Raw genomic sequence first — 20,179 nt, 5'->3', positions numbered from 1 at the left:
CAGGCGCTAGCCTTCCAGCAGGGTTCGGGTCAGCGGGTGCGCGGCATCCGCCAGCCCGTCGATGACATTGAAATGGTGGCGGTCCGGCTCGGCGTAGAAGCCGGTCGCGGCGCCGAGGCCGGTCCAGATGTTGGCGAGCAATTCCGATTGGCGGATGAATTCGGAGCGCTCGCCGCCGCCCACCCAGCAAACCAGGCGCGCACCATCCATCGGCGGCAGCAGAGCCGGGCTCTCGGCGAGGGCCTCGGCCTGATCGATCTTCAGCGTGTCGTTCATCCCCGTCTTCATGATCGGCCGCAGGTCATGCACGCCGGACAAGGAGACGGTGTTGACGATGCGGCGACGGACGCCGTCCGATAGCGGCGATGTCGTGGAAATCATGCGCGTGACCAGATGGCCGCCGGCGGAATGGCCGGTGAGGCGGATGTCGCCGCTCACCAGTTCCGCCGCCTTTTCAATGGCCTTGCCGATCTCAGCGGTGATGTCGGTTATGCGCGCTTGCGGCGCCAGCGTATAGGACGGCATTGTCACCGCATAGCCGCTTTCAACGGCGCCGCGCGCCAGATACGACCAGAAACTCTTGTCGAGCGCCATCCAGTAGCCGCCATGCACGAAGACGACCAGGCCCTTGGGAGCCCCGGCGGGCAGGAACAGGTCGAGGCGGTTGCGTTCGCCTCCGTCATACGCGATGTCGAGTTGCGCGCGGCCAGCGGCCGAGAGTTCCTTGCGATAGGCGGCCGCCGGCGCCACCCAGGCCTCCGGCCACCGATCGCCGCCGGCGATGTTGACACCGTTGGAATAGGCGCCATCCCAATCCTGCACTTTGCGAACGATCATCCGAAGCGTCTCCTGCCCACCACCGGCTGTTTGGCCGATCCCGTCGTGCCGTACAATAGCCACATGGAGGCAGGCTTCAACGATAAACTTTATGCTTGAAATAACCCATGCCCTATGCGAGCGTTCGTCCCGGCGGGATCGATCCGGATCGTGCGGCGAAGGCCGTTCGGGCCAAGAACCGGCACCGCCACGCCGGATATGACCAAAACCCGCATGAAGACGGCCGGCGCACATCATATGGAAGCTGGGAGATCGAACGAGATGCTTGGGCCGACGGCGCATATCGACACGTTCGCGCGCGACAACCTCCCGCCTCCGGATCTTTGGCCCGACTTTCTCCTCGACCGTTTCGATTATCCCGACCGCCTCAATGCCGGCGTCGAGCTGACCGACCGGCTGGTGGAGAAGGGTTTCGGCGACCACACCGCGCTGATCGGCAACGGACGCCGCCGCACCTATAAGGAACTGGCCGACTGGACCAGCCGGCTGGCGCATGCGCTGGTCGAGAATTACGGCGTCAAGCCGGGCAACCGCGTCTTGATCCGTTCGGCGAACAACCCGGCCATGGTGGCCTGCTGGCTGGCGGCGACCAAGGCCGGCGCTGTGGTGGTCAACACCATGCCGATGCTGCGCGCCGGCGAACTCGCCCAGATCGTCGACAAGGCCGAGATCAGCCTGGCGCTGTGCGACACGCGGCTGATGGAAGAAATGGTGGCCTGCGCCAAGCAGAGCCATTTCCTCAAACAGGTCATCGGCTTCGACGGGACCGCCAACCACGACGCCGAACTCGACCGTGTCGCGCTGGACAAGGACGTGCGTTTCGAGGCGGTCAACACCGGGCGCGACGATGTCGCCCTGCTCGGCTTCACCTCGGGAACGACGGGCGAGCCGAAAGCGACGATGCATTTCCATCGTGATCTGCTGATCATCGCCGACGGCTATGCCCAGGAGGTGCTGGGCGTGACGCCGGACGACATCTTTGTCGGGTCGCCGCCGCTCGCCTTCACCTTCGGCCTGGGTGGGCTGGCCATTTTCCCGCTGCGCTTTGGCGCGGCGGCGACGCTGCTTGAAAACGCCTCGCCGCCCAACATGATCGAGATCATCCAGACCTATCGCGCCACCGTCTGCTTCACGGCGCCGACCGCCTATCGCGCCATGCTGGTGGCGATGGACAAGGGCGCGGACCTGTCCTCGCTGCGCGCCGCGGTCTCGGCCGGCGAAACGCTGCCGGCGCCGGTCTACGAAGAATGGATGGAAAAGACCGGCAAGCCGATGCTGGACGGCATCGGCGCCACCGAGATGCTGCACATCTTCATCTCGAACCGCTTCGGCGATTCCAAGCCGGCCTGTACCGGCAAGCCGGTGAGCGGTTACCAGGCAAAGATCGTCGACGACGACATGAACGAAGTGCCGCGCGGCGAGGTCGGCCGGCTGGCCGTACGCGGCCCGACCGGCTGCCGCTATCTTGCCGACGAACGCCAGCGCAAATATGTGCGCGACGGCTGGAACCTGACCGGCGATTCCTTCATCCAGGACGAGGATGGCTATTTCCATTTCGCCGCGCGCTCCGACGACATGATCATTTCCGCCGGCTACAACATCGCGGGCCCGGAAGTGGAAGCGGCGTTGCTTTCGCACCCCGACGTCAAGGAATGCGCGGTGATCGGCGTACCCGATGAGGAGCGCGGGCAGATCGTGCAGGCGCATGTCGTGCTGATGGCGGGAGTGGCGCCGGACGAATTGACCCGCAAACGGCTGCAGGATCACGTCAAGGCGACGATCGCGCCCTACAAATATCCGCGTTCGATGAAGTTCATCGACGCATTGCCGAAAACCCAGACTGGAAAGATCCAGCGCTTCCGCCTGAAAGACGCCCATTGACCATGACCGATTTCGCCAGAACACGCGCCCTATTCCACATGCCGGAAGGCGTCTTCTATCTCGACGGCAACTCGCTGGGGCCGCTGCCGAAAAGTGCCGTCCAGCGCGTGCAGGACATGATGACCGCCCAATGGGGCGAACAGCTGATCCGCGGCTGGAACGCTTCGGGCTGGATGATGCAGCCTCGCAAACTGGGCGACCGCATCGGCAGGCTGATCGGCGCGCCTCAAGGCACCGTCGTCGTCGGCGACACGCTGTCGATCAAGGTCTATCAGGCGCTGGCCTCTGCACTCGATCTCAACCCGTCGCGACGGGTGGTGCTGTCCGACAGCGGCAATTTCCCGTCCGATCTCTACATGGCGCAAGGCCTGCTGGGCTCGCTGGACAAGGGTTACGAGCTGAAGGTGGTGGAACCCGAAGCGGTCGAGGCGTCGATCGATGAAAGCGTCGCCGTCTTGATGATCACCGAAGTGGATTACCGCACCGGCCGCCTGCACGACATGAAGAAGCTGACGGCCAAGGCCCATGCCGCCGGCGTCATCACCGTCTGGGACCTCGCGCATTCGGCCGGCGCGCTCGCCGTCGACCTTGAAGGCACCAAGGCGGACTTCGCCGTTGGCTGCACCTACAAATATCTGAATGGCGGCCCGGGCGCGCCGGCCTTCATCTATGTCGCGCCAAAACACACCGACAAGGTGCGCCCTGCCCTTTCCGGCTGGCTCGGCCATGAAAGCCCCTTCGCCTTCGACCTCGACTACCGCTCAGGTGCCGGCATCGACCGCATGCGCGTTGGCACGCCGGCGGTGATCGCCATGGCAGCACTTGATGCCGCGATGGACGCCTGGGAAGGTGTTTCGATGGCGGATGTCCGCAAGCAGTCGATCGCGCTCGCCGACCTCTTCATCCGCGAGGTCGAGACACGCTGCCCGGAATTGACGCTTGCCTCGCCGCGCAATGGCGCCGAACGCGGTAGCCAGGTTTCGTTCCGGCACCCGGAAGGCTACGCCATCATGCAGGCGCTGATCGCACGCGGCGTCATCGGCGATTTCCGTGCGCCCGACGCGATCCGCTTCGGCTTCACGCCGCTCTATATAGGCGAGCAGGAAGTGCTCGGTGCGGTCGGTGTGCTGGAGGACGTCATGACCAACCGGCGCTGGGACGAACCGCAATACCGCAAGAAGGCCCTGGTGACATGAGCAAGCCTTACGACCCTTCCAAGGAAGGCGCTGAGATGTCGTTCAAGGAGCGTATGTCCTATGGCGACTATCTGCATCTCGAACGCGTGCTGGATGCGCAGGAGCCGCTATCGACCGCGCATGACGAGCTGTTGTTCATCATCCAGCACCAGACGTCCGAACTGTGGATGAAGCTGGCGATCCATGAGATCCGCTCGGCCATGCGCGCGATCCGGGCCGACCGGCCACAGCCTGCCTTCAAGATGCTGACCCGGGTGGCGCGCATCTTCGAACAGCTCAACAATTCCTGGGACGTGCTGCGCACGATGACACCCAGCGAATACACCGAGTTCCGCAATTCGCTCGGCCAGTCGTCGGGTTTCCAGTCCTATCAATACCGGGCCGTCGAATTCCTGGTCGGCAACCGCAATACGGCGATGCTCGGCCCGCACGCCCATGACCCGGAGCTGATCGCCAAGCTTGAGGGCATCTTGGCCGAACCCAGCCTCTATGACGAGGCGCTGCAGCTTTTGTCACGCAACGGCTTCGATATCGGCCCCGATGCGAGCCGCACCGACTGGCGCGAGACCCGCGAAGAGAATCCGCAGGTGCTGGAAGCCTGGAAGGCGGTCTATGCGGCACCGCAGAAATATTGGGATCTCTACGAGCTCGCCGAGAAGCTGGTCGATTTCGAGGATTATTTCCGGCGCTGGCGTTTCAACCACGTCACCACGGTCGAGCGCATCATCGGCCTGAAGCGCGGCACCGGCGGCACAGGCGGCGTCTCCTATCTGCGCAAGATGCTGGAGGTGGTGCTGTTCCCGGAACTTTGGAACGTTCGCACCCGGCTGTAGAACGCTTGAGCTGTTGGCTTAAGCATTGCCAAGATGACGCCGCCCCTCATCTGCCTGCCGGCATCTTCTCCCCGTGAAGAACGGGGAGAAGAGAGATTGGCCGCAACGCCGCCGCCGCCTCTCCCCGTTCTTCACGGGGAGAGGGTAAGGGTGAGGGGCAGCGCCCACGGCCGAGCAAAAAACGTCGAACCTGTTTAGTCTGGCACCACCGCCGTCGCCTGGATTTCCACCAGCGCCTCGTCCTCGACCAGCCCGGAGACCTGGACGACTGCCATGGCAGGGAAATTGCGGCCCATGGTCGCCTTCCAGGCCGCGCCGATCTCCTTCAGCGAAGCCGAATAGGCTTTGCGGTCGAGCACATACCAGGTCATGGTGGTGACGTGTTCGGGGCCGGCGCCGCCCTCGCGCAGGATGGCGACGATGTTTTCCAGCGTCTGCCTGATCTGGCCGGGCAGATCATGCGCCTCGAATTTGCATTGACTGTTCCAGCCGATCTGGCCGCCGACGAAAATGGTGCGGCCGCGTGCTTCCATACCGTTGGCATAGCCGATGGGCTTGGCCCAGCCTTCCGGCTGCAGCACCCGGTGCGGCGTCGTGGCGGCCTTGTGTTCGGGCTTAACGGTCACGTTCATGTCTACTCCAGTCATTTCCCGGCACTTTTCATCAACTCACGGCCGATGATCAGCTTCTGAACTTCGGTGGCGCCCTCATAGATGCGCAGCGCGCGGATTTCGCGGTAAAGGCTCTCGGTGATCTCGCCGACGCGCACGCCGCGACCGCCGAACATCTGCAGCGCCTGGTCGATCACCCATTGCGCGTTCTCAGTGGCGGTCATCTTGGCCATTGCGGCCTCGCGCGTAATCGGCAATTTCTGCACGTCGCGCCGCCAGGCGGTGCGCACGGTGAGCAGCGATGCAGCGTCGATGGCCGTCGCCATCTCGCCCAGCGTGCTTTGCGCGGTCGGCAGGTCGGCCAGCGTCGCCCCGAACATTTTTCGTGATTTGGCATGCGCCACGGCTTCATCCAGCGCGCGGCGGGCGAAACCCAGAGCGGCGGCGGCGACGGACGGGCGGAAGATGTCAAGCGTGCGCATGGCGATCTTGAATCCCTCGCCCGGCTGGCCGAGCAGGTTCGCCGCCGGCACGCGGCAATTGTCGAAGCGGATGCGGGCAAGCGGATGCGGCGCGATGGTTTCGATGCGCTCGGCGATGTGGAAACCCGGCGTGTCGGCGAAAACCACGAAGGCCGAAATGCCGCGCGTGCCCGGCGCCTCGCCGGTGCGGGCAAAGACAGTGTAGACATCGGCGATGCCGCCGTTGGAGATGAACACCTTCTCGCCATTGAGCACGAATTCCTCGCCCCGCCGTTCGGCTGACGTGCTCATCGCCGCAACGTCGGAACCGGCCTCCGGCTCGGTCAATGCAAAGGCCGAGATCAGCTCACCCTTGGCGATTTTCGGCAGGATCGCCTGCTTGATCTGAGGCGAGCCCGACAGGCTGATGGCGCCGGTGCCCAGCCCCTGCATGGCGAAGGCGAAATCCGCCAGCCCGTCGGCATAGGCGAGCGTTTCGCGGATCAGGCAGAGCGAGCGGCTGTCGATCTCCGTCGCGGCGCCGCCAAATTCGGCCGGCACGCAGTGGCGCAGGAAGCCGCCGGCGCCCAGCTTGCGCACCAGGCCCTTGCAGGCGGTATCGGCATCGTGATGGTCGACATGGCCAAGGCCGCCGCCGGCGACAAAACGATCGAGATCGGCGGCCAAGGCCCTGTGACTGTCGGCGAAGAACGGCCAGTCGAGATGGTCGCGCGTCGGGCCGCTGGAACGCTGTTGGCTGTCCATCGTCAGTTTCCTTCGAAGACCGGCTTCGACTTGGCGGCGAAAGCCTCGAAAGCGCGGCGGAAATCGCCGGTGGCCATGCAGATGGCCTGCGCCTGCGCTTCCGATTCGATCAGTTCCTCGATGCCCATCGACCATTCCTGGTCGAGCATCTTCTTGGTCATGGCATGCGCGAACCAGGGGCCGTCGGCGAGATTGCGGGCGAAGCGCTGCGCCTCGGCCAACATCACAGGGCGCTCATGCAGGGCATTGTAGAAACCCCAGGCGTGGCCTTCGGCCGCCGACAGCGAGCGGCCGGTGAACAGAAGCTCCGCCGCGCGGCCCTGGCCGATGATGCGCGGGAGAATGCCGCAGGCGCCCATGTCGGCGCCGGCGAGGCCAACGCGGGTGAACAGGAAGGCGGTCTTGGCCTCGGGCGTGGCGACACGGTAATCGGCGCTCATCGCCAGGATGGCGCCGGCGCCGGCGCAGATGCCGTCGACGGCGGCGATGACAGGCTGCGGGCAGGCGCGGATCTGGCGCACCAGATCGCCGGTCATGCGGGTGAAGGACAAGAGTTCCGGCATCGCCATCCTAGTCAGCGGCTCGATGATCTCGAACACGTCGCCACCCGAGGAGAAATTGTCGCCGGCACCGGTCAACACCACCGTGCGCACATCGCTTGCCTTGTGCAAGGAACGGAACAGGTCGCCCAGTTCCTCGTAGCTTTCGAAGGTCAGCGGGTTCTTGCGCTCCGGCCGGTTGAGCGTGATCGTCGCCACACGACCGTCCTCGTCGGTCTCGAAGAGGAAATGCTTGGCCTTGTGGCCCTTGAACGGGCGCTTCTTGTCCAGCATCGCGTTGGTCATCACTCATCCATCCTTGGCTTGGTTCGGCGAGCCGCAGAGGCGTCGCCCGATTTTTGTCTCGCCGTCAGTCGCTGGCCGACGGCGGCAGGAAATCCACGTCGTGCTCGGCCGAAAGCCTCACCACTTCCTCGACATCGGTCAGCTTGTGCAGCTTCTTGAACAGATCCTCGAGCCTGCCGGCCGGCGAGACCCAGAACAGCGCGCGCGCCGGCTTGTCCGACTTGTTGAAATAACCGTGCGGGATGCCACGCGGCATGCGCACCAGATCGCCGGCCTTTGCCGTGAACCACTTGCCGTCGAGCTTCAATTCCAGCTGCCCCTCCTGCACGAGGATGAATTCCTCCTGCATCGGGTGAATGTGAACCGGCACGAACTGGCCGGGATCGCTGTTGGTCTCGAAGGCAAAGCTGGAAGCGCAGGTCGCCTTTGGAAAATAGCGCTGGCCAAGAATGTTCCATTCGGTGCCGCCGAACCCGGTACCGTGTTCGGTAATGCCCTTTTCCAGTGCCTTGTCGGTCATCCGTTCCTCCCCTTTTGTGATTTATCGTCAGCCGGTCATGACTTCGCCGCCGGCAACCGCGATCGCCTGGCCGGTGATGGCGCTGGCGCCTTCCGACACCAGCCACAGCACGGCGTCGGCGACCTCCTGCGGCGCGACCAGCCTTCCCTGCGGATTGGAGCGTGCCAGATTGGCGCGTGCCTCGTCGGCGGTGCGCCCCGTCTTGCCGACGATGGTCTCGACCGCGCCATCGAGCAGCGGCGTGTCGGTGAAACCGGGGCAGACGGCGTTGACGGTGATGTCGCTGCGCGCCAGTTCCAGCGCCAGCGCCCGGGTCAGCCCGACAACGCCGTGCTTGGAGGCGCAGTAGGCGGAGACGTAAGCGTAACCCGTCAGGCCCGCAGTGCTGGCGACGTTGACGATGCGGCCCTTGCCGGCCTTGCGGATCGACGGCAGCAATGCCTGCGTGACCAGGAACGTGCCGGTCAGGTTGATGCCGATGACGCGGTTCCACAGCGCCGCGTCGGTGCGTTCGAACGGCGCCGACGGCGCCTCGCCGGCGCAATTGACCAGTACCGCCACCTCGCCGCAAGCGGCGATCGCCCTGGCGCTGCCGACGGCAATCGCCGCCGCATCGGTCACGTCGAAACCATCGATCACCACGGACTTGCCGCCCGTCGCCGCGATCTCCCTGGAAACCTCGTCCAGCGGCGCGGCATGACGGCCGGCCAGCGACACGACATGGCCACGGGCCGCCAGGGCCAGCGCGATGGCGCGGCCGATGCCGCTGCCGGCGCCAGTGACAAGGGCGTGACGCGGCTGGCTCATTTGCGGCCCGCCGCCTCGGCCGCCGCGCGCGCCAGATTGGTCTCATATTGCGCGCGGCCCGAATAATACTGCTTCGGCCAGAGCTGCCCGGCATAGCCGATCCTGGCGGCCTCGTGCATGACGAAGGCCGGGTCGGCGAGATGCGGGCGCGCGATGGCGCAGAGGTCGGCGCGACCGGCGGCGATAATCGAGTTGGCGTGGTCGGCCTCCGAGATCGCGCCGACGGCGACGGTCGAAACCTGCACCTCGTTGCGGATCTTGTCGGAGAACGGCGTCTGCCACAGGCGGCCGTAAACCGGCGCCTCCTCCTTGACCACCTGGCCCGACGAGCAGTCGATCAGGTCGGCGCCGGCATCCTTGAACATGCGGGCGAAGATCGCCGCATCCTCCGGCGTGTTGCCGCCGTCGGACCAGTCGTTGGTGGAAAGGCGTACCGAGATCGGCTTCTCTTCCGGCCAGACGGCGCGGATGGCGTGGAACACTTCCAGCGGATATTTCGCCCGCGCCGCATGATCGCCGCCATACTCGTCCTGGCGGCGATTGGTCAGCGGCGACAGGAAGGCGGACAGCAGATAGCCGTGCGCGCAATGCAGTTCGAGGATGTCGAAACCGATCTCGTCGGCCCATTTCGCGGCCCGGACGAAATCGCCCTTGATCCGCTCCATATCCTCGCGCGTGGCCGCGCGCGGCACCTCGGAATGCTTGAGATAGGGAATGGCGGAAGCCGAGATCAGCGGCCAGCCACCCTCGGTCACCGGCTGGTCGATGCCGTCCCAGGCAAGCTTGGTCGCGCCCTTGCGGCCGGCATGGCCAAGCTGGATGCCGATCTTGGCCGGCGTATCGCCGTGAACGAATTCGACCACGCGCTTCCAGGCTTGCTTCTGCTCCTCGTTCCACAGGCCAAGGCAGCCGGGGGTGATGCGCGCGTCGGGAGACACGCAGGTCATTTCCGGGAACACCAGTGCCGCACCGCCCATGGCGCGCGAACCCAGATGAACGAGATGGAAATCGTTCGGCATGCCGTCCTTGGCCGAATACATCGCCATCGGCGAGACGATGACACGGTTGTGCAAGGTCATGCCACGCACCTTGAACGGCGTGAACATCGGCGGCACCGGCCTGCCATTGGGCTGGGCGGGCGCGCCGGCGCGCTCGGCGAACCAGCGCTCATAGCCTTCCAGCCAGTCCTTGTCGCGCAGGCGCAAATTCTCGTGGCTGATGCGCTGCGAGCGCGTCAGCATCGAATACATGAACTGTTCCGGCTCCAGCGTGTCGGCATAACGCGTGCCAACCACCTCGAACCATTCCATGGCGTTGCGCGCCGCGTTCTGGATGCGGGCGACGTCGACGCGGCGCACCTCTTCATAGGCCTCGAGCACGGCCGGGATGTTCTTGGCGTCGTGGCCGGCAATGTTGAACTGGTTGGTCAGTTCGATGGCGTCGTCGATGGCGAGCTTGGTGCCCGAGCCGATGGCGAAATGCGCGGTGTGGGCGCTGTCGCCCATCAAGACGACATGGCTGTTGCCGTTGAAATGGCTCCACTTGCCGCAGATCAGCCGGCCGAAATTCAGCCAGGCCGAGCCGCGCATATGGCGGGCATTGGTCATCAGGCTGTGGCCGTCGAGCGTCTCGGCGAACAGCTTCTCGCAGAAGGCGATCGACTGGTCCTGATCCATCTTGTCGATGCCGTGCGCCTGGAACACCTCGTCGGTGGTCTCGACGATGAAGGTCGAGGTGGTGTCGTCGAAACGGTAGATATGCGCCTGGAACCAGCCATGCTCGGTGCGTTGGAAATCGAAGGTGAAGGCATCGAAGGCCTTGTTGGTGCCGAGCCAGATGAAGCGGTTCGGCCGGACCACCATATCGGGCTTGAAGACGTCGGCATATTTCGCCCGGATGCGCGAATTGACGCCATCCGAGGAGATGATGAGGTCGGCGTCGGGGAATTCCTGATCGCCCGTCACCTCGCGCTCGAACACCATCTCGACGCCGAGTTCGATGCAGCGGTCCTGCAGGATGTTGAGCATCTTCTTGCGGCCGATGCCGACGAAGCCATGGCCGGTGGTGCGGATCTTGCGACCCTTGAACACCAGTTCGATGTCGTCCCAATGATTGAAGGCGTCCTCGATGGTGGCCGCTGTCTCGGGGTCCCATTTGCGCATCGACTGCATGGTGGCGTCGGAGAAGACCACGCCCCAGCCAAAAGTGTCGTAGGGCCGATTGCGCTCGACCACGGTGACTTGATGCTCGGGGTTCTGCTTCTTCATCAGCAGGGCAAAATAGAGCCCGGCCGGTCCGCCGCCGATGCATACGATCTTCATGGCCATCTCCGCTTGCTTCACGGTCCAGCGGACCGCGCGTCAACCATGAGACGAGTGTGGTCTGGATCGAAAGATATTTCAAGCTTAAAGTTATTGGAATGCCGCGATAGTCATCGCCGATGAAGGCTTCCCCACAGGGAAAGGGCGAAACGAAAGCGCAGGCCTTCGGCCCAGGACCTGAAGAGAACGGGGAGCGAACTGCAAAAATCGTGGTGGAAACGCTACGCCGCCTTGCCGGCGTCGACACCTTCGAAGGTGACGAAAGCCTGCAGGGTGAAGGAGATGTGCTCGGTCATCAGCCCGCGGGCGCGTTCGATGTCGCGATCGAAGGCGGCATCCATCAGCGCGGTGTGATGGTCGATGCCCATGGCATCGTGCAAGGCAGCGACCGCCATTTCGAAATTGCCGCCACGGCCGCGCGCGGCGCGCAGCATCGGCGCAAGACTGAGAAAATGCTGGTGGCGGCGCAACTGGTCGTAGACCATCGCCTGGAAACGCAGCAGCCAGGCGGAACTGGCGGCACTGACGAGCGCGGCGTGAAAGGCGGCGTGACGCTCGTCCCACTCCTCGACCGCCGCCTCGGACGGGTCGTCCGGCGTGAACTTGCAACGCGAAAGCCGGTAATGCGCGGTGACCACGGCCGATTCCCATTCGGCCCCGCCCTTCTCGATCGATTCCTGCAGCAGCGGCAGCTCGACCACTTCCCGCGCCCGGATGAGGTCCTCCAGTTCGGCGCGCGACACGGGCGCGACGGCGAAGCCGCGGTTGGAGACGGCGGTGACCAGCTTTTCCGCTTCCAGCCTGGACAGGGCCTCGCGCAGCGGCGTCCAGCCGAAGCCGTAAGCCTGGTTCAGCGCGCCGAGCTTCAGCGGCGAGCCGGGCTCCAGCCGCGTGGTGAGGATGTCACGCCTCAACCGCGAATAGGCCGCTTCCGTCTTGGTCGAAGGCTCCTCACCCCGCATCGCACTTTTCCTCCACGCAAGGATCATATATTTGGCGGACCTATCGGCAAAATAATATATCAAACATCCACAGGGGATAGTTTATATATAAACCTTTTGACAAGGTTTGCCGACCCGTTATGATGCAGTCTGGGGCGCCGGGGAGAGACGGCGGCTTGCCAAATCTGGGAGGAAAACATGATTTTGTCGAAGTCCGGCTGGTTGTCCGGAATAGTACTTGCGGGTTCGCTCATCGCCAGCGTCGTCGCGGCGGCAGCCGACCCTATCCGCATCGGCATCGCCAATTTCGGCGAGCATCCGCAGCTCAACGCCTCGATCGCCGGCTTCAAGAAGGCGCTGGCCGAAAACGGCTTCGTTGAAGGCAAGGATGTGGTGTTCACCGAGAGCCACACCAATTTCGACGCCACGCTGGTACCGCAGATGATCGAAAAGCTGAAGGCCGAGAAGCCGAAGCTGATCTACACCGTCACCACGCCGGTCTCGCAGATCGCCAAGCAGCAGCTTGCCGGCAGCGGCATCAACATCGTCTTCACCGCCGTCACCGATCCGGTCGCGGCCAAGCTGGTCCCGTCGTGGGAAGCCGGCGACACCGGCATCACCGGCTCGTCCGACCTGCAGGACGTGGCGGCCGTGATGGAATTCACCAAGAAGCTTCTGCCGGAAGCCAAGCGTTTCGGCGTGCCCTATAATCCTGGCGAAGCCAATGACGTGGCCGTGCTGGAGAAGATCAAGGAAGCAGCCCCCAAGGCCGGCTTCGAGGTCGTTCCCGTCGGCGTCGACAACGTCAACGACATCCAGCAGCGCATCGCTTCGCTCAAGGGCAAGGCCGACGTAATCTACACGCCGGCTTCGAACCTCTTGCAGCCGGCGATTGCCGCCGTCTCGGCCGCCGCCCGCCAGGCCGGCATCCCGATCGTCAACTCCGACGACGGCGCCGTGCGCAAGGGTGTCGTTCCGGCGAGCTTCGCCGTCAACTACGAGCAGGTCGGCATGGCCGCCGGCAAGATCGCTGCGGAGATCCTGAAGGGCAAGGACCCCAAGGAAATCCCGCCGTTCCGTCCGGCTTATTCGGACCACAGCCCGCTGATCTCGAAGAAGGTCGCCGGCGAATTCGGCATCAAGATCCCGGCCGCGCTCGACGGCTGCAAGTGCTTCGCCGACTGAGTTCGGCAAGGTAAGGACTGCATGGCGGCGCCTGAACTGAACGCTCGGGCGCCGCTTCTTCATAACAACCGGGCGGCGGCCGATCGGGACGGACGACAACGCCTGACAGATTTCATCTGCGCATCGCATCCGGCAATCCAGGACGACTGCCGAAGCCTTGCGCCAGGAGGGCGCGGATGCTGGAAATCAAATCGGCACGCAAGATATTCTTCAAGGGACAGGCTGACGAGAAGATCGCACTCGATGGCTTGAGCCTGTCGCTCAAGACGGGCGATTTCGGCGTCGTCATCGGCTCCAACGGCGCCGGCAAGTCGAGCATGCTCAACGCCATTTCCGGCGCACTAGTGCTCGATTCCGGCCGTGTCCAGATCAACGAGACCGACGTGACGGGAATGCCCGTCCACAAGCGTGCGACCAAGCTCGCCCGGGTTTTCCAGGATCCGATGAAAGGCACCGCCGCCTCGATGACGGTGGCCGAAAACATGCTACTGGCCGATCTGCGCAGCCAGAAGCGCCGGCTGCGCCAGGGCCTCAACGCCACGCGCCTGGCCGCCTACAAGGAGCGTCTCTCGCTGCTCGGCCTCGGCCTCGAGAACCGGCTGGACACGCGCGTCGAACTGCTTTCCGGCGGCCAGCGGCAATCGCTTTCGCTGATCATGGCGGTGGGCGGCGAGCCGGAGCTCCTGCTGCTTGACGAACACACCGCCGCACTCGACCCGCGCACCGCCGACATCGTCATGAAGGCGACCATCCGTGCCGTCGAAGCGCTGAAACTCACCACGCTGATGGTGACACACAACATGCAGCACGCCGTCGACTACGGAAATCGCATCCTCATGCTCGACGCCGGCAAGGTCCGCCTTGAAATCGGCGGCGATGAGAAAAAACAAACCACCGTCGCGGACCTGATCGGCCACTTCGCCGTCAAGAGCGACCGCATGCTGCTGGCGAGCTGACCGATATGGCCATGATCCAGGATATCTTTTCGAGCTTCGTCGCGCTCGTTCCCGTCACGCTGGCGCAGAGCCTCATTCTGGCCTTCGTCGTGCTCGGCATCATGATCCCGTTCAGGATGCTCTCCTTCCCCGACCTGACCAGCGAAGGCGCCTTCCCGCTCGGCGGCTGCGTCGCCGGCGTGCTGCTCGCCGCCGGCCAGTCGCCGCTGACGGCGATCGCCGCCGCGCTGATCGCCGGCTTCATCGCAGGCTGCTGCACCGCCTTCATCCACCTGCGCTTCCGCATCCACACGCTGCTCGCCGGCATCCTGATGATGACGATGCTCTATTCGATCAATCTGCGCATCATGGGCCGCTCGAACCTTTCGGTGTTCGGCATGCCTTCGCTGTTCGAGTGGTCGCCCGTCGGCCAGCCCGGTTTCCCGAGCACCAAGATCGTCATCGCCGGGGCGCTGGGTCTTCTCGTGCTCGTCCTGCTCTATCTGTTCTTCAAGACGGAACGCGGCACCGCCATCCGCGCCGTTGGCGCCAATCCGGACATGGCCGAAGCGCAAGGCATCAATGTGTGGACCGCCACCATCGGCGGCGTCGGCCTGGCCAGCGCGTTTTCGGCGCTCAGCGGCTCGCTGATGGTGCAGAGCCAGGGCTTCGCCGACGTCAATATGGGCCTCGGCATCCTCATTAACGGCCTGGCCGCTTTGATGATCGGTGAGGCGATTACCGGCAAGCAGACAGTGCTGCGGCAACTCGCGGCGCCCTTCGTCGGCGCCGTCGTCTATTACCAGCTGGTCTCGCTGTGCCTTGCCGCCGGCATGCCGCCGCCCGACCTCAAGCTCGCCACCGGCCTGTTCGTGCTTTTGATGCTGGCGCTGCCCAGCCTGAAGCGCGGCCGAGTGCCCGGTGCCGCCCGCGAGGTGATGCGGGAGTGACAAAGGCGGCCGCGCAGTGAACTGCGCGGCCGTTTTTCATGTCTGGGACGCGGGCGTCATCCGCCAGCGTGTCCAAGATTTCCAGTCAGGCGTCATCCGCCAGCGCGCCGCGGATCGAACCTTTCAGCTTGCCGAGTTCCTTCATCAGCACGTCCCGATCGCGCGCCGACAAATCCTTGAACAGCGCGCCGATCCAGTCGCCGTGGCGGTCGGCCATCTTGCGGAATTCCTTCCTGCCGAACTCGGTCAACGCGATGATCTGGACGCGACGGTCGGTCGGCGAGGTGGTGCGGCTGATATGGCCACTTTCGACCAGTCGCTCGACCAGCGCGGTGAGATTGCCGGCCGAAACCATCATGCGGCGCGAGACCTCGCCCAGCACCATGCCGTCTTCGGCGCGTTCGAGTTGCGCCAGAAGGTCGAAACGCGGCAAGGTGAAGTCGAATTCCTCGCGCAGCTGGCGTCGGATTTCGGCCTCGATCAGCGTCGTGCACGTCAACAGCCGCAGCCATAGCCGCGTCTCGTCGCCATGATCGGCCGGCGCCTCGACCGCCTTGGTCTCGCTGTCGACCCAGCCCTGGATATCCGTTTCAGCCATTGATGAACCGCCCCTGCCGCATGATGCGGGCGTCCTTATCCACTCGTGCGGCCGCGCATCCCGCACGACCAGCGGATGGCCTCGACTCCATCCGCGATGATCAAAGCATAAAGTAACTGCCCGGTCCGTCAATCAGGTCGGCCTCGATGGCGATCAGCCCGCCAGCTTGCCGGGATCGTCGGCGAAGGACCGCACCGTCCTGATGGCGCCGTCGAGCGCCACGCCGTCGGCGTCGGCCAAGGCCGCTTCGCGCAACCGCCTGATCCAGTCGGCGGCGTCGGTGCGCCCGCGCAACATGGGCAGGCAGGCCAGCACCTTGTCGAACTTGGACTGGCCGCGCGCATGCGTGTCGGAATAGCCCTTCACCAGCCGCCGGCATTTCAGCACCTCGACGCCCAGCGCGTAGTCGCCGCTGCGCTCGGTCTCGGCGACATTGAGCCATGCCTGCATATGCGTGGTCTCGACCCTGTGCCTCAACAGTCCGCGCCGCCAGCGGCGCATGCCGGCAACCGTCCACAACATGCCGAAACCGAAGACGCTGTCGGTGCGGATGCGCCGGCCACGGTCGACGAAGCGGTTCAGCGCCTTCATCAGCCTTGGCCGCGCCTCGATGGCGGCGCCGAGGCCGGCGGGCAACGCGCCGCAGATTTCCTCCATGCGCGGGTGGAAATATTCGGTGGTGGCAAGCGTCTGGTTTTTGCGCAGATGCACCTCGTCGCGTACGCGCCGCGAGCGCTCCGACCGGGTCTTCAGGTCGGCGACGCGAATGATGTCGTCATAGACCATGGCGTTGGCAACGTATTTCGCCGCTTCCCGCGCAAACGCGTAGCCGTCGGCCTCGGTGTCGACGGCTACGATGCCTTCAAGCCGATCAAGATATTCATCGCCATAGGCAAGGTCGAGGAAATCGACCACCTTGCGCAGGCCGGGTTCCGCCATTTCACGAACGGGCTGCGGCAACGCCGCGGCGCGCGCGGACAAGGCCTGCCATCCCCGCTCCAGAGACTTGGGCAGAGCGGTGCCTTCGGCTTGCTTCGGTTTCGCGCCAGTCGCGGCAACCGGCGCTTCGACGCCGGTGGCGCGGTCGTAGCCGAGCGCGAAGGCGGCCAGGCTTGCCTCGGTGCCCTTGCCGCCGGCCCGGATCGTCGCCTCGAAGGCCTCGCGGGAGAATGGCAGTTCACCCGAGCCTGCCAGCGCCCCGAACAGGCTCGCCGAAACAACGCTGCCGGCTTTCTTGGCCATCTCTTCCATGTCGAAATGGATCAGCCGCCTGGCGGCCTCGCCGGCGCGACGCGACACCGTGTCGGAATCGGCACGACCATCGCCCGGCACGATCTTTTCCGACACTGCCAGCATGCGGTGGCTGGAGGCGATCAAGGCGGTGCGGTCAGGCGTTACGAAGCCGCGCAGCACAGCCCGGCCCGCCTCGGCAAGCTCGGCGGCGATCAGAATATCGACGTCGCCCGGCGACGGGCTGAGCGACAGCACCGGACGGTCGTTGGGCCGCGCCGGATCGCGCGGCAGCATCTCGACATAATAGATGGTGGCGCCGGTGCGCTGGGCGACGCCGGCCACCGAGGTCGATTGCACATGCCAGCCCGAACGCTGGGCAACGTCAGTCACCCAGCCAGAGAGCACACCGCCGCCCTGCCCGCCCACGGCGAGGATGCAGATCTTGACGATACGGCCGGTGGTATCCGGACCTTCCGGCAAACCGAATTTCATGCCGAGACATCTCCGAAGACGGGCCGCCTGCGCTCGCGCCAGCCTTGCAGCGCCGCGATGACGCGCTGGCGCAGACCGAACCAGAAGCGGTCCCAGCCGGTCGGGTTCGAAACCACGTCAGCCTGATAGAAGGACGGGCAGAGCACAGCGGCGTCCGCCACCTCGCCGCAATTGCCGCAGCCGACGCAATTCTCGTCGATCGCCGCCACCGGGTCGTCGCGCAGCGGATCGTCGAGATGCTTGACCGTCAGCGACGGACAGCCGGACAGGCGCATGCAGGCGTGATCGCCGGTGCAGACGTCTTCGTCGACGCCGAATTTGGTCTTGACCATGCGCTTGCCGTCGGCGATCGCCTTTTTCTTCAGCGGCGCCTCGCGGCGCTGGCGATTGAGCATGCATTCGGACGAGGCGACGATGACCTTCGGTCCCTTCTCCTCCGTCGTCAGTGCCTCCTTCAGCGCCTCGCGCATGGCGCCGACATCGTAGGTGCGCTCGATGTGACGCACCCATTTCACGCCCATGCCCTTGATGGCATCGGTGATCGGATGCTTGGTCGACTTCGTGCGGTTGGAGGCGCGTGACGACAGGATGTCCTGCCCGCCGGTCGCCGCCGAATAATAATTGTCCACCACCACGATGACGCCGTCGTTCTTGTTGAACACGGCATTGCCGATCGAAGACGTCAGGCCATTGTGCCAGAAGCCGCCGTCGCCGACGAAGGAGATGGAGCGGCGCTTGGCGTCGGGCGAATTGAAGGCCGACGCCGAAGCGGGCCCCAGACCATAACCCATCGTCGTTGCCCCCAATTCGAAAGGCGGCATGATCGAGAACAGGTGGCAGCCGATGTCGGAGGCGATGTGATGCTTGCCAAGCTCCTGCTCGGCAAGCTTGGTGGCGGCGAAGATCGGCCGCTCGGGACAGCCGATGCAGAAGCCCGGCGGGCGCATCGGCACTGTCTTGGCGAGATCGTCGAAGATCGGCGGCGCCGGCACGTTGGGCGCGCGGATTTCCGGCGCCAGCATGTCGCCGGCGTGCTTGCGCATGAAGGCACCGATGCCCGACAACATGACGTCGCCGGAATATTCGCCGGCCATCGGCAAAACACCCTTGCCTTCCAGCTTCACCGTGGCGCCGGCCTTGTAGAGCATCGAGCCCAGCGCCTGCTCGATATAGTCGGGCTGGCCCTCCTCGACGATCAGCACCGCGTCCTTGTCGGCGCAGAAGGCGGTGAGGTCGTCCTCGACCAGCGGATAGGTGACGTTGAGCACATGCAGCGGCACTTCCGTCTCGCCATAGACGTCGGCGAGGCCGAGCCGCTGCAGCGCGCGGATGACACCGTTGTACATGCCGCCCTGCATGACGATGCCGACTTTGCCGGAACCGCCAAAAGTCTCGTTCAACCTGTGGCGCTTGATGTAGTCGATCGCCGCCGGCAGGCGTTTGGAGATCTTTTCCTTCTCATGCAGGAAAGAGGCTGGCGGCAGCACGATGCGCTGGGTGTCGCGGCGCGGATTGTCCAGCGCGTCGGCGACCGTCATGGCGGGCCGGACATTGTCCTTAGCCGTGAAGGAACCATGCACGTGGCAGCAGCGGATGCGCACCTGCAGCATGACCGGCGTGTTGGAGGCTTCCGACAGTTCGAAACCATGTTCCACCGCCGCGACGATGGACGGCAGGTTCGGGCGCGGATCGAGCAGCCAGACCTGGCTCTTCATGGCGAAGGCGTGGCTGCGCTCCTGCATGATGGAGGAGCCTTCGCCATAGTCTTCGCCGACGATGATCAGCGCGCCGCCGGTAACGCCGCCAGAGGCCAGATTGGCCAGCGCGTCCGACGCGACATTGGTGCCGACCGTCGACTTGAAAGTGGCGGCACCGCGGATCGGATAATGCACCGAGGCCGCCAGCATGGCGGTCGCGGTGGCTTCCGAGGCGCTCGCCTCGAAATGCACGCCGAGTTCGCCGAGGATTTCCTGCGCGTCGGCCAGCACATCCATCAGATGGCTGATCGGCGCGCCCTGATAGCCGCCGACATAACCGACGCCGCACTGCAGCAGCGCCTTGGTGATGGCGAGAATCCCCTCGCCGGTGAATTCCTCGCCGCCGCCCAGTTTGAGTTTCTGGACTTCCTTGGCGAATGAGCGCTCTGCCATTGGGGTAACCTCTACTTGGCCGGGTCCGTGTTCGACCACAACACCGGGCCGCCATTCTTCTCGTAGGCCATGCCCTTCGGAAACGAGATGGCCTCGAGTTGCAGTCCCCACGGCGCGAAGAAGTAAAGTATCGACTGGCCTGCCGCGGGGCCGTCATTGACGGGCAGCGGCCCCTTCAGCGTGCGAATGCCCTTGGCGGCCAGATACTTCGCGGCAGCGTCGATGTCGTCGACGTAGAAGGCGATGTGGTGTCCGCCATCGTCGGAATTGCGTGGCCGCACCTCCTTCTTGTCGGGTGCGCTGTAGTCGAACAGCTCGATGTTCGAACCTGACGCGCAGCGCAGCAGCGTGATCTGGTTGATCACCGCGCGCGGGTCGACATCGACCAGGTCCTTCATGAATTCGCCCTTGTCGTCGCGGAAGGGGCCGAAGCTCATCGCCTTCTGGCATCCCATCACGTCGACGAAGAAGGCCTCGGCCGCCTTTATGTCCGGCACGGTGAGACCGATGTGGTTGATGCCGCGAACCCCCGGCATCGGCTCGGCGGCAGCATTCGTTACGCAAGCGGCAGAAGCCAGCAAAACGGCGATCAGTAATTGTTTGCCCATGTCGTTCCCC

General features: G+C 64.6%; 18 protein-coding genes. 6 read left to right on the top strand and 12 right to left on the bottom strand.

Annotated elements, in window-relative coordinates:
- Positions 1-6: 6 nt before the first annotated feature.
- Entirely contained in the window at positions 7-837 is an 831-nt protein-coding gene (locus AB4136_RS25005) for an alpha/beta hydrolase (protein ID WP_024926081.1), read from the bottom strand.
- Positions 838-1,098: 261 nt separating this feature from the next.
- Here AB4136_RS25005 and AB4136_RS25000 point away from each other — a divergent pair, with 261 nt between their 5' ends.
- From AB4136_RS25000 to kynA, 3 genes are read left to right on the top strand one after another with little or no spacing between them, the layout of a single operon-like run.
- On the top strand, positions 1,099-2,718 hold the full coding sequence (locus AB4136_RS25000) for an AMP-binding protein (RefSeq protein ID WP_024926082.1): 1,620 nt from the start codon (positions 1,099-1,101) through the stop codon (positions 2,716-2,718).
- Between the two features lie 2 nt (positions 2,719-2,720).
- A complete protein-coding gene (gene kynU / locus AB4136_RS24995) occupies positions 2,721-3,914 on the top strand; it encodes a kynureninase (protein WP_024926083.1) in 1,194 nt (397 codons plus the stop codon).
- Entirely contained in the window at positions 3,911-4,747 is an 837-nt protein-coding gene (gene kynA, locus AB4136_RS24990) for a tryptophan 2,3-dioxygenase (protein WP_024926084.1), read from the top strand. The genes kynU and kynA overlap by 4 nt, the downstream gene beginning before the upstream one ends.
- 194 nt (positions 4,748-4,941) lie before the next feature.
- On the opposite strand, the gene AB4136_RS24985 is transcribed toward kynA, so the two are convergent.
- The 7 genes from AB4136_RS24985 to AB4136_RS24955 all read right to left on the bottom strand — a co-directional run bounded on the left by AB4136_RS24985 (position 4,942) and on the right by AB4136_RS24955 (position 12,039).
- On the bottom strand, positions 4,942-5,379 hold the full coding sequence (locus AB4136_RS24985) for a RidA family protein (RefSeq protein ID WP_024926085.1): 438 nt from the start codon (positions 5,377-5,379) through the stop codon (positions 4,942-4,944).
- Between the two features lie 11 nt (positions 5,380-5,390).
- A complete protein-coding gene (locus AB4136_RS24980; RefSeq protein WP_024926086.1) occupies positions 5,391-6,584 on the bottom strand; it encodes an acyl-CoA dehydrogenase family protein in 1,194 nt (397 codons plus the stop codon).
- A gap of 2 nt (positions 6,585-6,586) precedes the next feature.
- On the bottom strand, positions 6,587-7,429 hold the full coding sequence (locus AB4136_RS24975; RefSeq protein ID WP_024926087.1) for an enoyl-CoA hydratase family protein: 843 nt from the start codon (positions 7,427-7,429) through the stop codon (positions 6,587-6,589).
- 64 nt (positions 7,430-7,493) lie between these two features.
- On the bottom strand, positions 7,494-7,949 hold the full coding sequence (locus tag AB4136_RS24970) for a cupin domain-containing protein (RefSeq protein WP_024926088.1): 456 nt from the start codon (positions 7,947-7,949) through the stop codon (positions 7,494-7,496).
- 27 nt (positions 7,950-7,976) lie between these two features.
- Entirely contained in the window at positions 7,977-8,756 is a 780-nt protein-coding gene (locus AB4136_RS24965) for an SDR family NAD(P)-dependent oxidoreductase (RefSeq protein WP_024926089.1), read from the bottom strand.
- The gene (locus AB4136_RS24960) at positions 8,753-11,077 is read right to left on the bottom strand and encodes a bifunctional salicylyl-CoA 5-hydroxylase/oxidoreductase (RefSeq protein ID WP_024926090.1); all 2,325 of its coding nucleotides are present in this window, start codon (positions 11,075-11,077) and stop codon (positions 8,753-8,755) included. Before AB4136_RS24960 ends, AB4136_RS24965 begins: the two co-directional genes overlap by 4 nt.
- 221 nt (positions 11,078-11,298) lie before the next feature.
- Positions 11,299-12,039, bottom strand: a complete 741-nt coding sequence (locus AB4136_RS24955; protein WP_024926091.1) for a GntR family transcriptional regulator — start codon at positions 12,037-12,039, stop codon at positions 11,299-11,301.
- A gap of 177 nt (positions 12,040-12,216) precedes the next feature.
- Here AB4136_RS24955 and AB4136_RS24950 point away from each other — a divergent pair, with 177 nt between their 5' ends.
- The 3 genes from AB4136_RS24950 to AB4136_RS24940 all read left to right on the top strand — a co-directional run bounded on the left by AB4136_RS24950 (position 12,217) and on the right by AB4136_RS24940 (position 15,088).
- Complete coding sequence (locus AB4136_RS24950) at positions 12,217-13,203, top strand: ABC transporter substrate-binding protein (RefSeq protein WP_024926092.1); 987 nt, start codon at positions 12,217-12,219, stop codon at positions 13,201-13,203.
- A gap of 176 nt (positions 13,204-13,379) precedes the next feature.
- On the top strand, positions 13,380-14,159 hold the full coding sequence (locus AB4136_RS24945; RefSeq protein WP_024926093.1) for an ABC transporter ATP-binding protein: 780 nt from the start codon (positions 13,380-13,382) through the stop codon (positions 14,157-14,159).
- A 5-nt stretch (positions 14,160-14,164) separates the two neighbouring features.
- Positions 14,165-15,088, top strand: a complete 924-nt coding sequence (locus AB4136_RS24940) for an ABC transporter permease (protein WP_024926094.1) — start codon at positions 14,165-14,167, stop codon at positions 15,086-15,088.
- An 85-nt stretch (positions 15,089-15,173) separates the two neighbouring features.
- Here AB4136_RS24940 and AB4136_RS24935 read toward each other — a convergent pair whose 3' ends face one another.
- The 4 genes from AB4136_RS24935 to AB4136_RS24920 all read right to left on the bottom strand — a co-directional run bounded on the left by AB4136_RS24935 (position 15,174) and on the right by AB4136_RS24920 (position 20,169).
- On the bottom strand, positions 15,174-15,686 hold the full coding sequence (locus tag AB4136_RS24935) for a MarR family winged helix-turn-helix transcriptional regulator (RefSeq protein WP_024926095.1): 513 nt from the start codon (positions 15,684-15,686) through the stop codon (positions 15,174-15,176).
- Positions 15,687-15,839: 153 nt separating this feature from the next.
- Positions 15,840-17,411, bottom strand: a complete 1,572-nt coding sequence (locus AB4136_RS24930; RefSeq protein ID WP_024926096.1) for an indolepyruvate oxidoreductase subunit beta family protein — start codon at positions 17,409-17,411, stop codon at positions 15,840-15,842.
- Positions 17,408-19,561: an indolepyruvate ferredoxin oxidoreductase subunit alpha gene (locus tag AB4136_RS24925; protein ID WP_137901126.1), complete on the bottom strand. Its 2,154-nt coding sequence runs from the start codon at positions 19,559-19,561 to the stop codon at positions 17,408-17,410. Before AB4136_RS24925 ends, AB4136_RS24930 begins: the two co-directional genes overlap by 4 nt.
- An 11-nt stretch (positions 19,562-19,572) precedes the next feature.
- Positions 19,573-20,169, bottom strand: coding sequence for a VOC family protein (locus tag AB4136_RS24920; protein WP_024926098.1), 597 nt, complete (start codon positions 20,167-20,169; stop codon positions 19,573-19,575).
- Positions 20,170-20,179: the final 10 nt, after the last annotated feature.

The organism is Mesorhizobium sp. 2RAF21, from assembly GCF_052115345.1.
Classification (GTDB): Bacteria; Pseudomonadota; Alphaproteobacteria; order Rhizobiales; family Rhizobiaceae; genus Mesorhizobium; species Mesorhizobium terrae.
This window is presented reverse-complemented; position numbering and strand designations above follow the sequence as displayed.

Excerpts from the sequence above, each read along its gene's own strand:
- AB4136_RS25005 (WP_024926081.1), bottom strand. The coding sequence starts at position 837 with ATGATCGTTCGCAAAGTGCAGGATTGGGATGGCGCCTATTCCAACGGT.
- AB4136_RS25000 (WP_024926082.1), top strand. The coding sequence starts at position 1,099 with ATGCTTGGGCCGACGGCGCATATCGACACGTTCGCGCGCGACAACCTC.
- kynU (WP_024926083.1), top strand. The coding sequence starts at position 2,721 with ATGACCGATTTCGCCAGAACACGCGCCCTATTCCACATGCCGGAAGGC.
- kynA (WP_024926084.1), top strand. The coding sequence starts at position 3,911 with ATGAGCAAGCCTTACGACCCTTCCAAGGAAGGCGCTGAGATGTCGTTC.
- AB4136_RS24985 (WP_024926085.1), bottom strand. The coding sequence starts at position 5,379 with ATGAACGTGACCGTTAAGCCCGAACACAAGGCCGCCACGACGCCGCAC.
- AB4136_RS24980 (WP_024926086.1), bottom strand. The coding sequence starts at position 6,584 with ATGGACAGCCAACAGCGTTCCAGCGGCCCGACGCGCGACCATCTCGAC.
- AB4136_RS24975 (WP_024926087.1), bottom strand. The coding sequence starts at position 7,429 with ATGACCAACGCGATGCTGGACAAGAAGCGCCCGTTCAAGGGCCACAAG.
- AB4136_RS24970 (WP_024926088.1), bottom strand. The coding sequence starts at position 7,949 with ATGACCGACAAGGCACTGGAAAAGGGCATTACCGAACACGGTACCGGG.
- AB4136_RS24965 (WP_024926089.1), bottom strand. The coding sequence starts at position 8,756 with ATGAGCCAGCCGCGTCACGCCCTTGTCACTGGCGCCGGCAGCGGCATC.
- AB4136_RS24960 (WP_024926090.1), bottom strand. The coding sequence starts at position 11,077 with ATGAAGATCGTATGCATCGGCGGCGGACCGGCCGGGCTCTATTTTGCC.
- AB4136_RS24955 (WP_024926091.1), bottom strand. The coding sequence starts at position 12,039 with ATGCGGGGTGAGGAGCCTTCGACCAAGACGGAAGCGGCCTATTCGCGG.
- AB4136_RS24950 (WP_024926092.1), top strand. The coding sequence starts at position 12,217 with ATGATTTTGTCGAAGTCCGGCTGGTTGTCCGGAATAGTACTTGCGGGT.
- AB4136_RS24945 (WP_024926093.1), top strand. The coding sequence starts at position 13,380 with ATGCTGGAAATCAAATCGGCACGCAAGATATTCTTCAAGGGACAGGCT.
- AB4136_RS24940 (WP_024926094.1), top strand. The coding sequence starts at position 14,165 with ATGGCCATGATCCAGGATATCTTTTCGAGCTTCGTCGCGCTCGTTCCC.
- AB4136_RS24935 (WP_024926095.1), bottom strand. The coding sequence starts at position 15,686 with ATGGCTGAAACGGATATCCAGGGCTGGGTCGACAGCGAGACCAAGGCG.
- AB4136_RS24930 (WP_024926096.1), bottom strand. The coding sequence starts at position 17,411 with ATGAAATTCGGTTTGCCGGAAGGTCCGGATACCACCGGCCGTATCGTC.
- AB4136_RS24925 (WP_137901126.1), bottom strand. The coding sequence starts at position 19,561 with ATGGCAGAGCGCTCATTCGCCAAGGAAGTCCAGAAACTCAAACTGGGC.
- AB4136_RS24920 (WP_024926098.1), bottom strand. The coding sequence starts at position 20,169 with ATGGGCAAACAATTACTGATCGCCGTTTTGCTGGCTTCTGCCGCTTGC.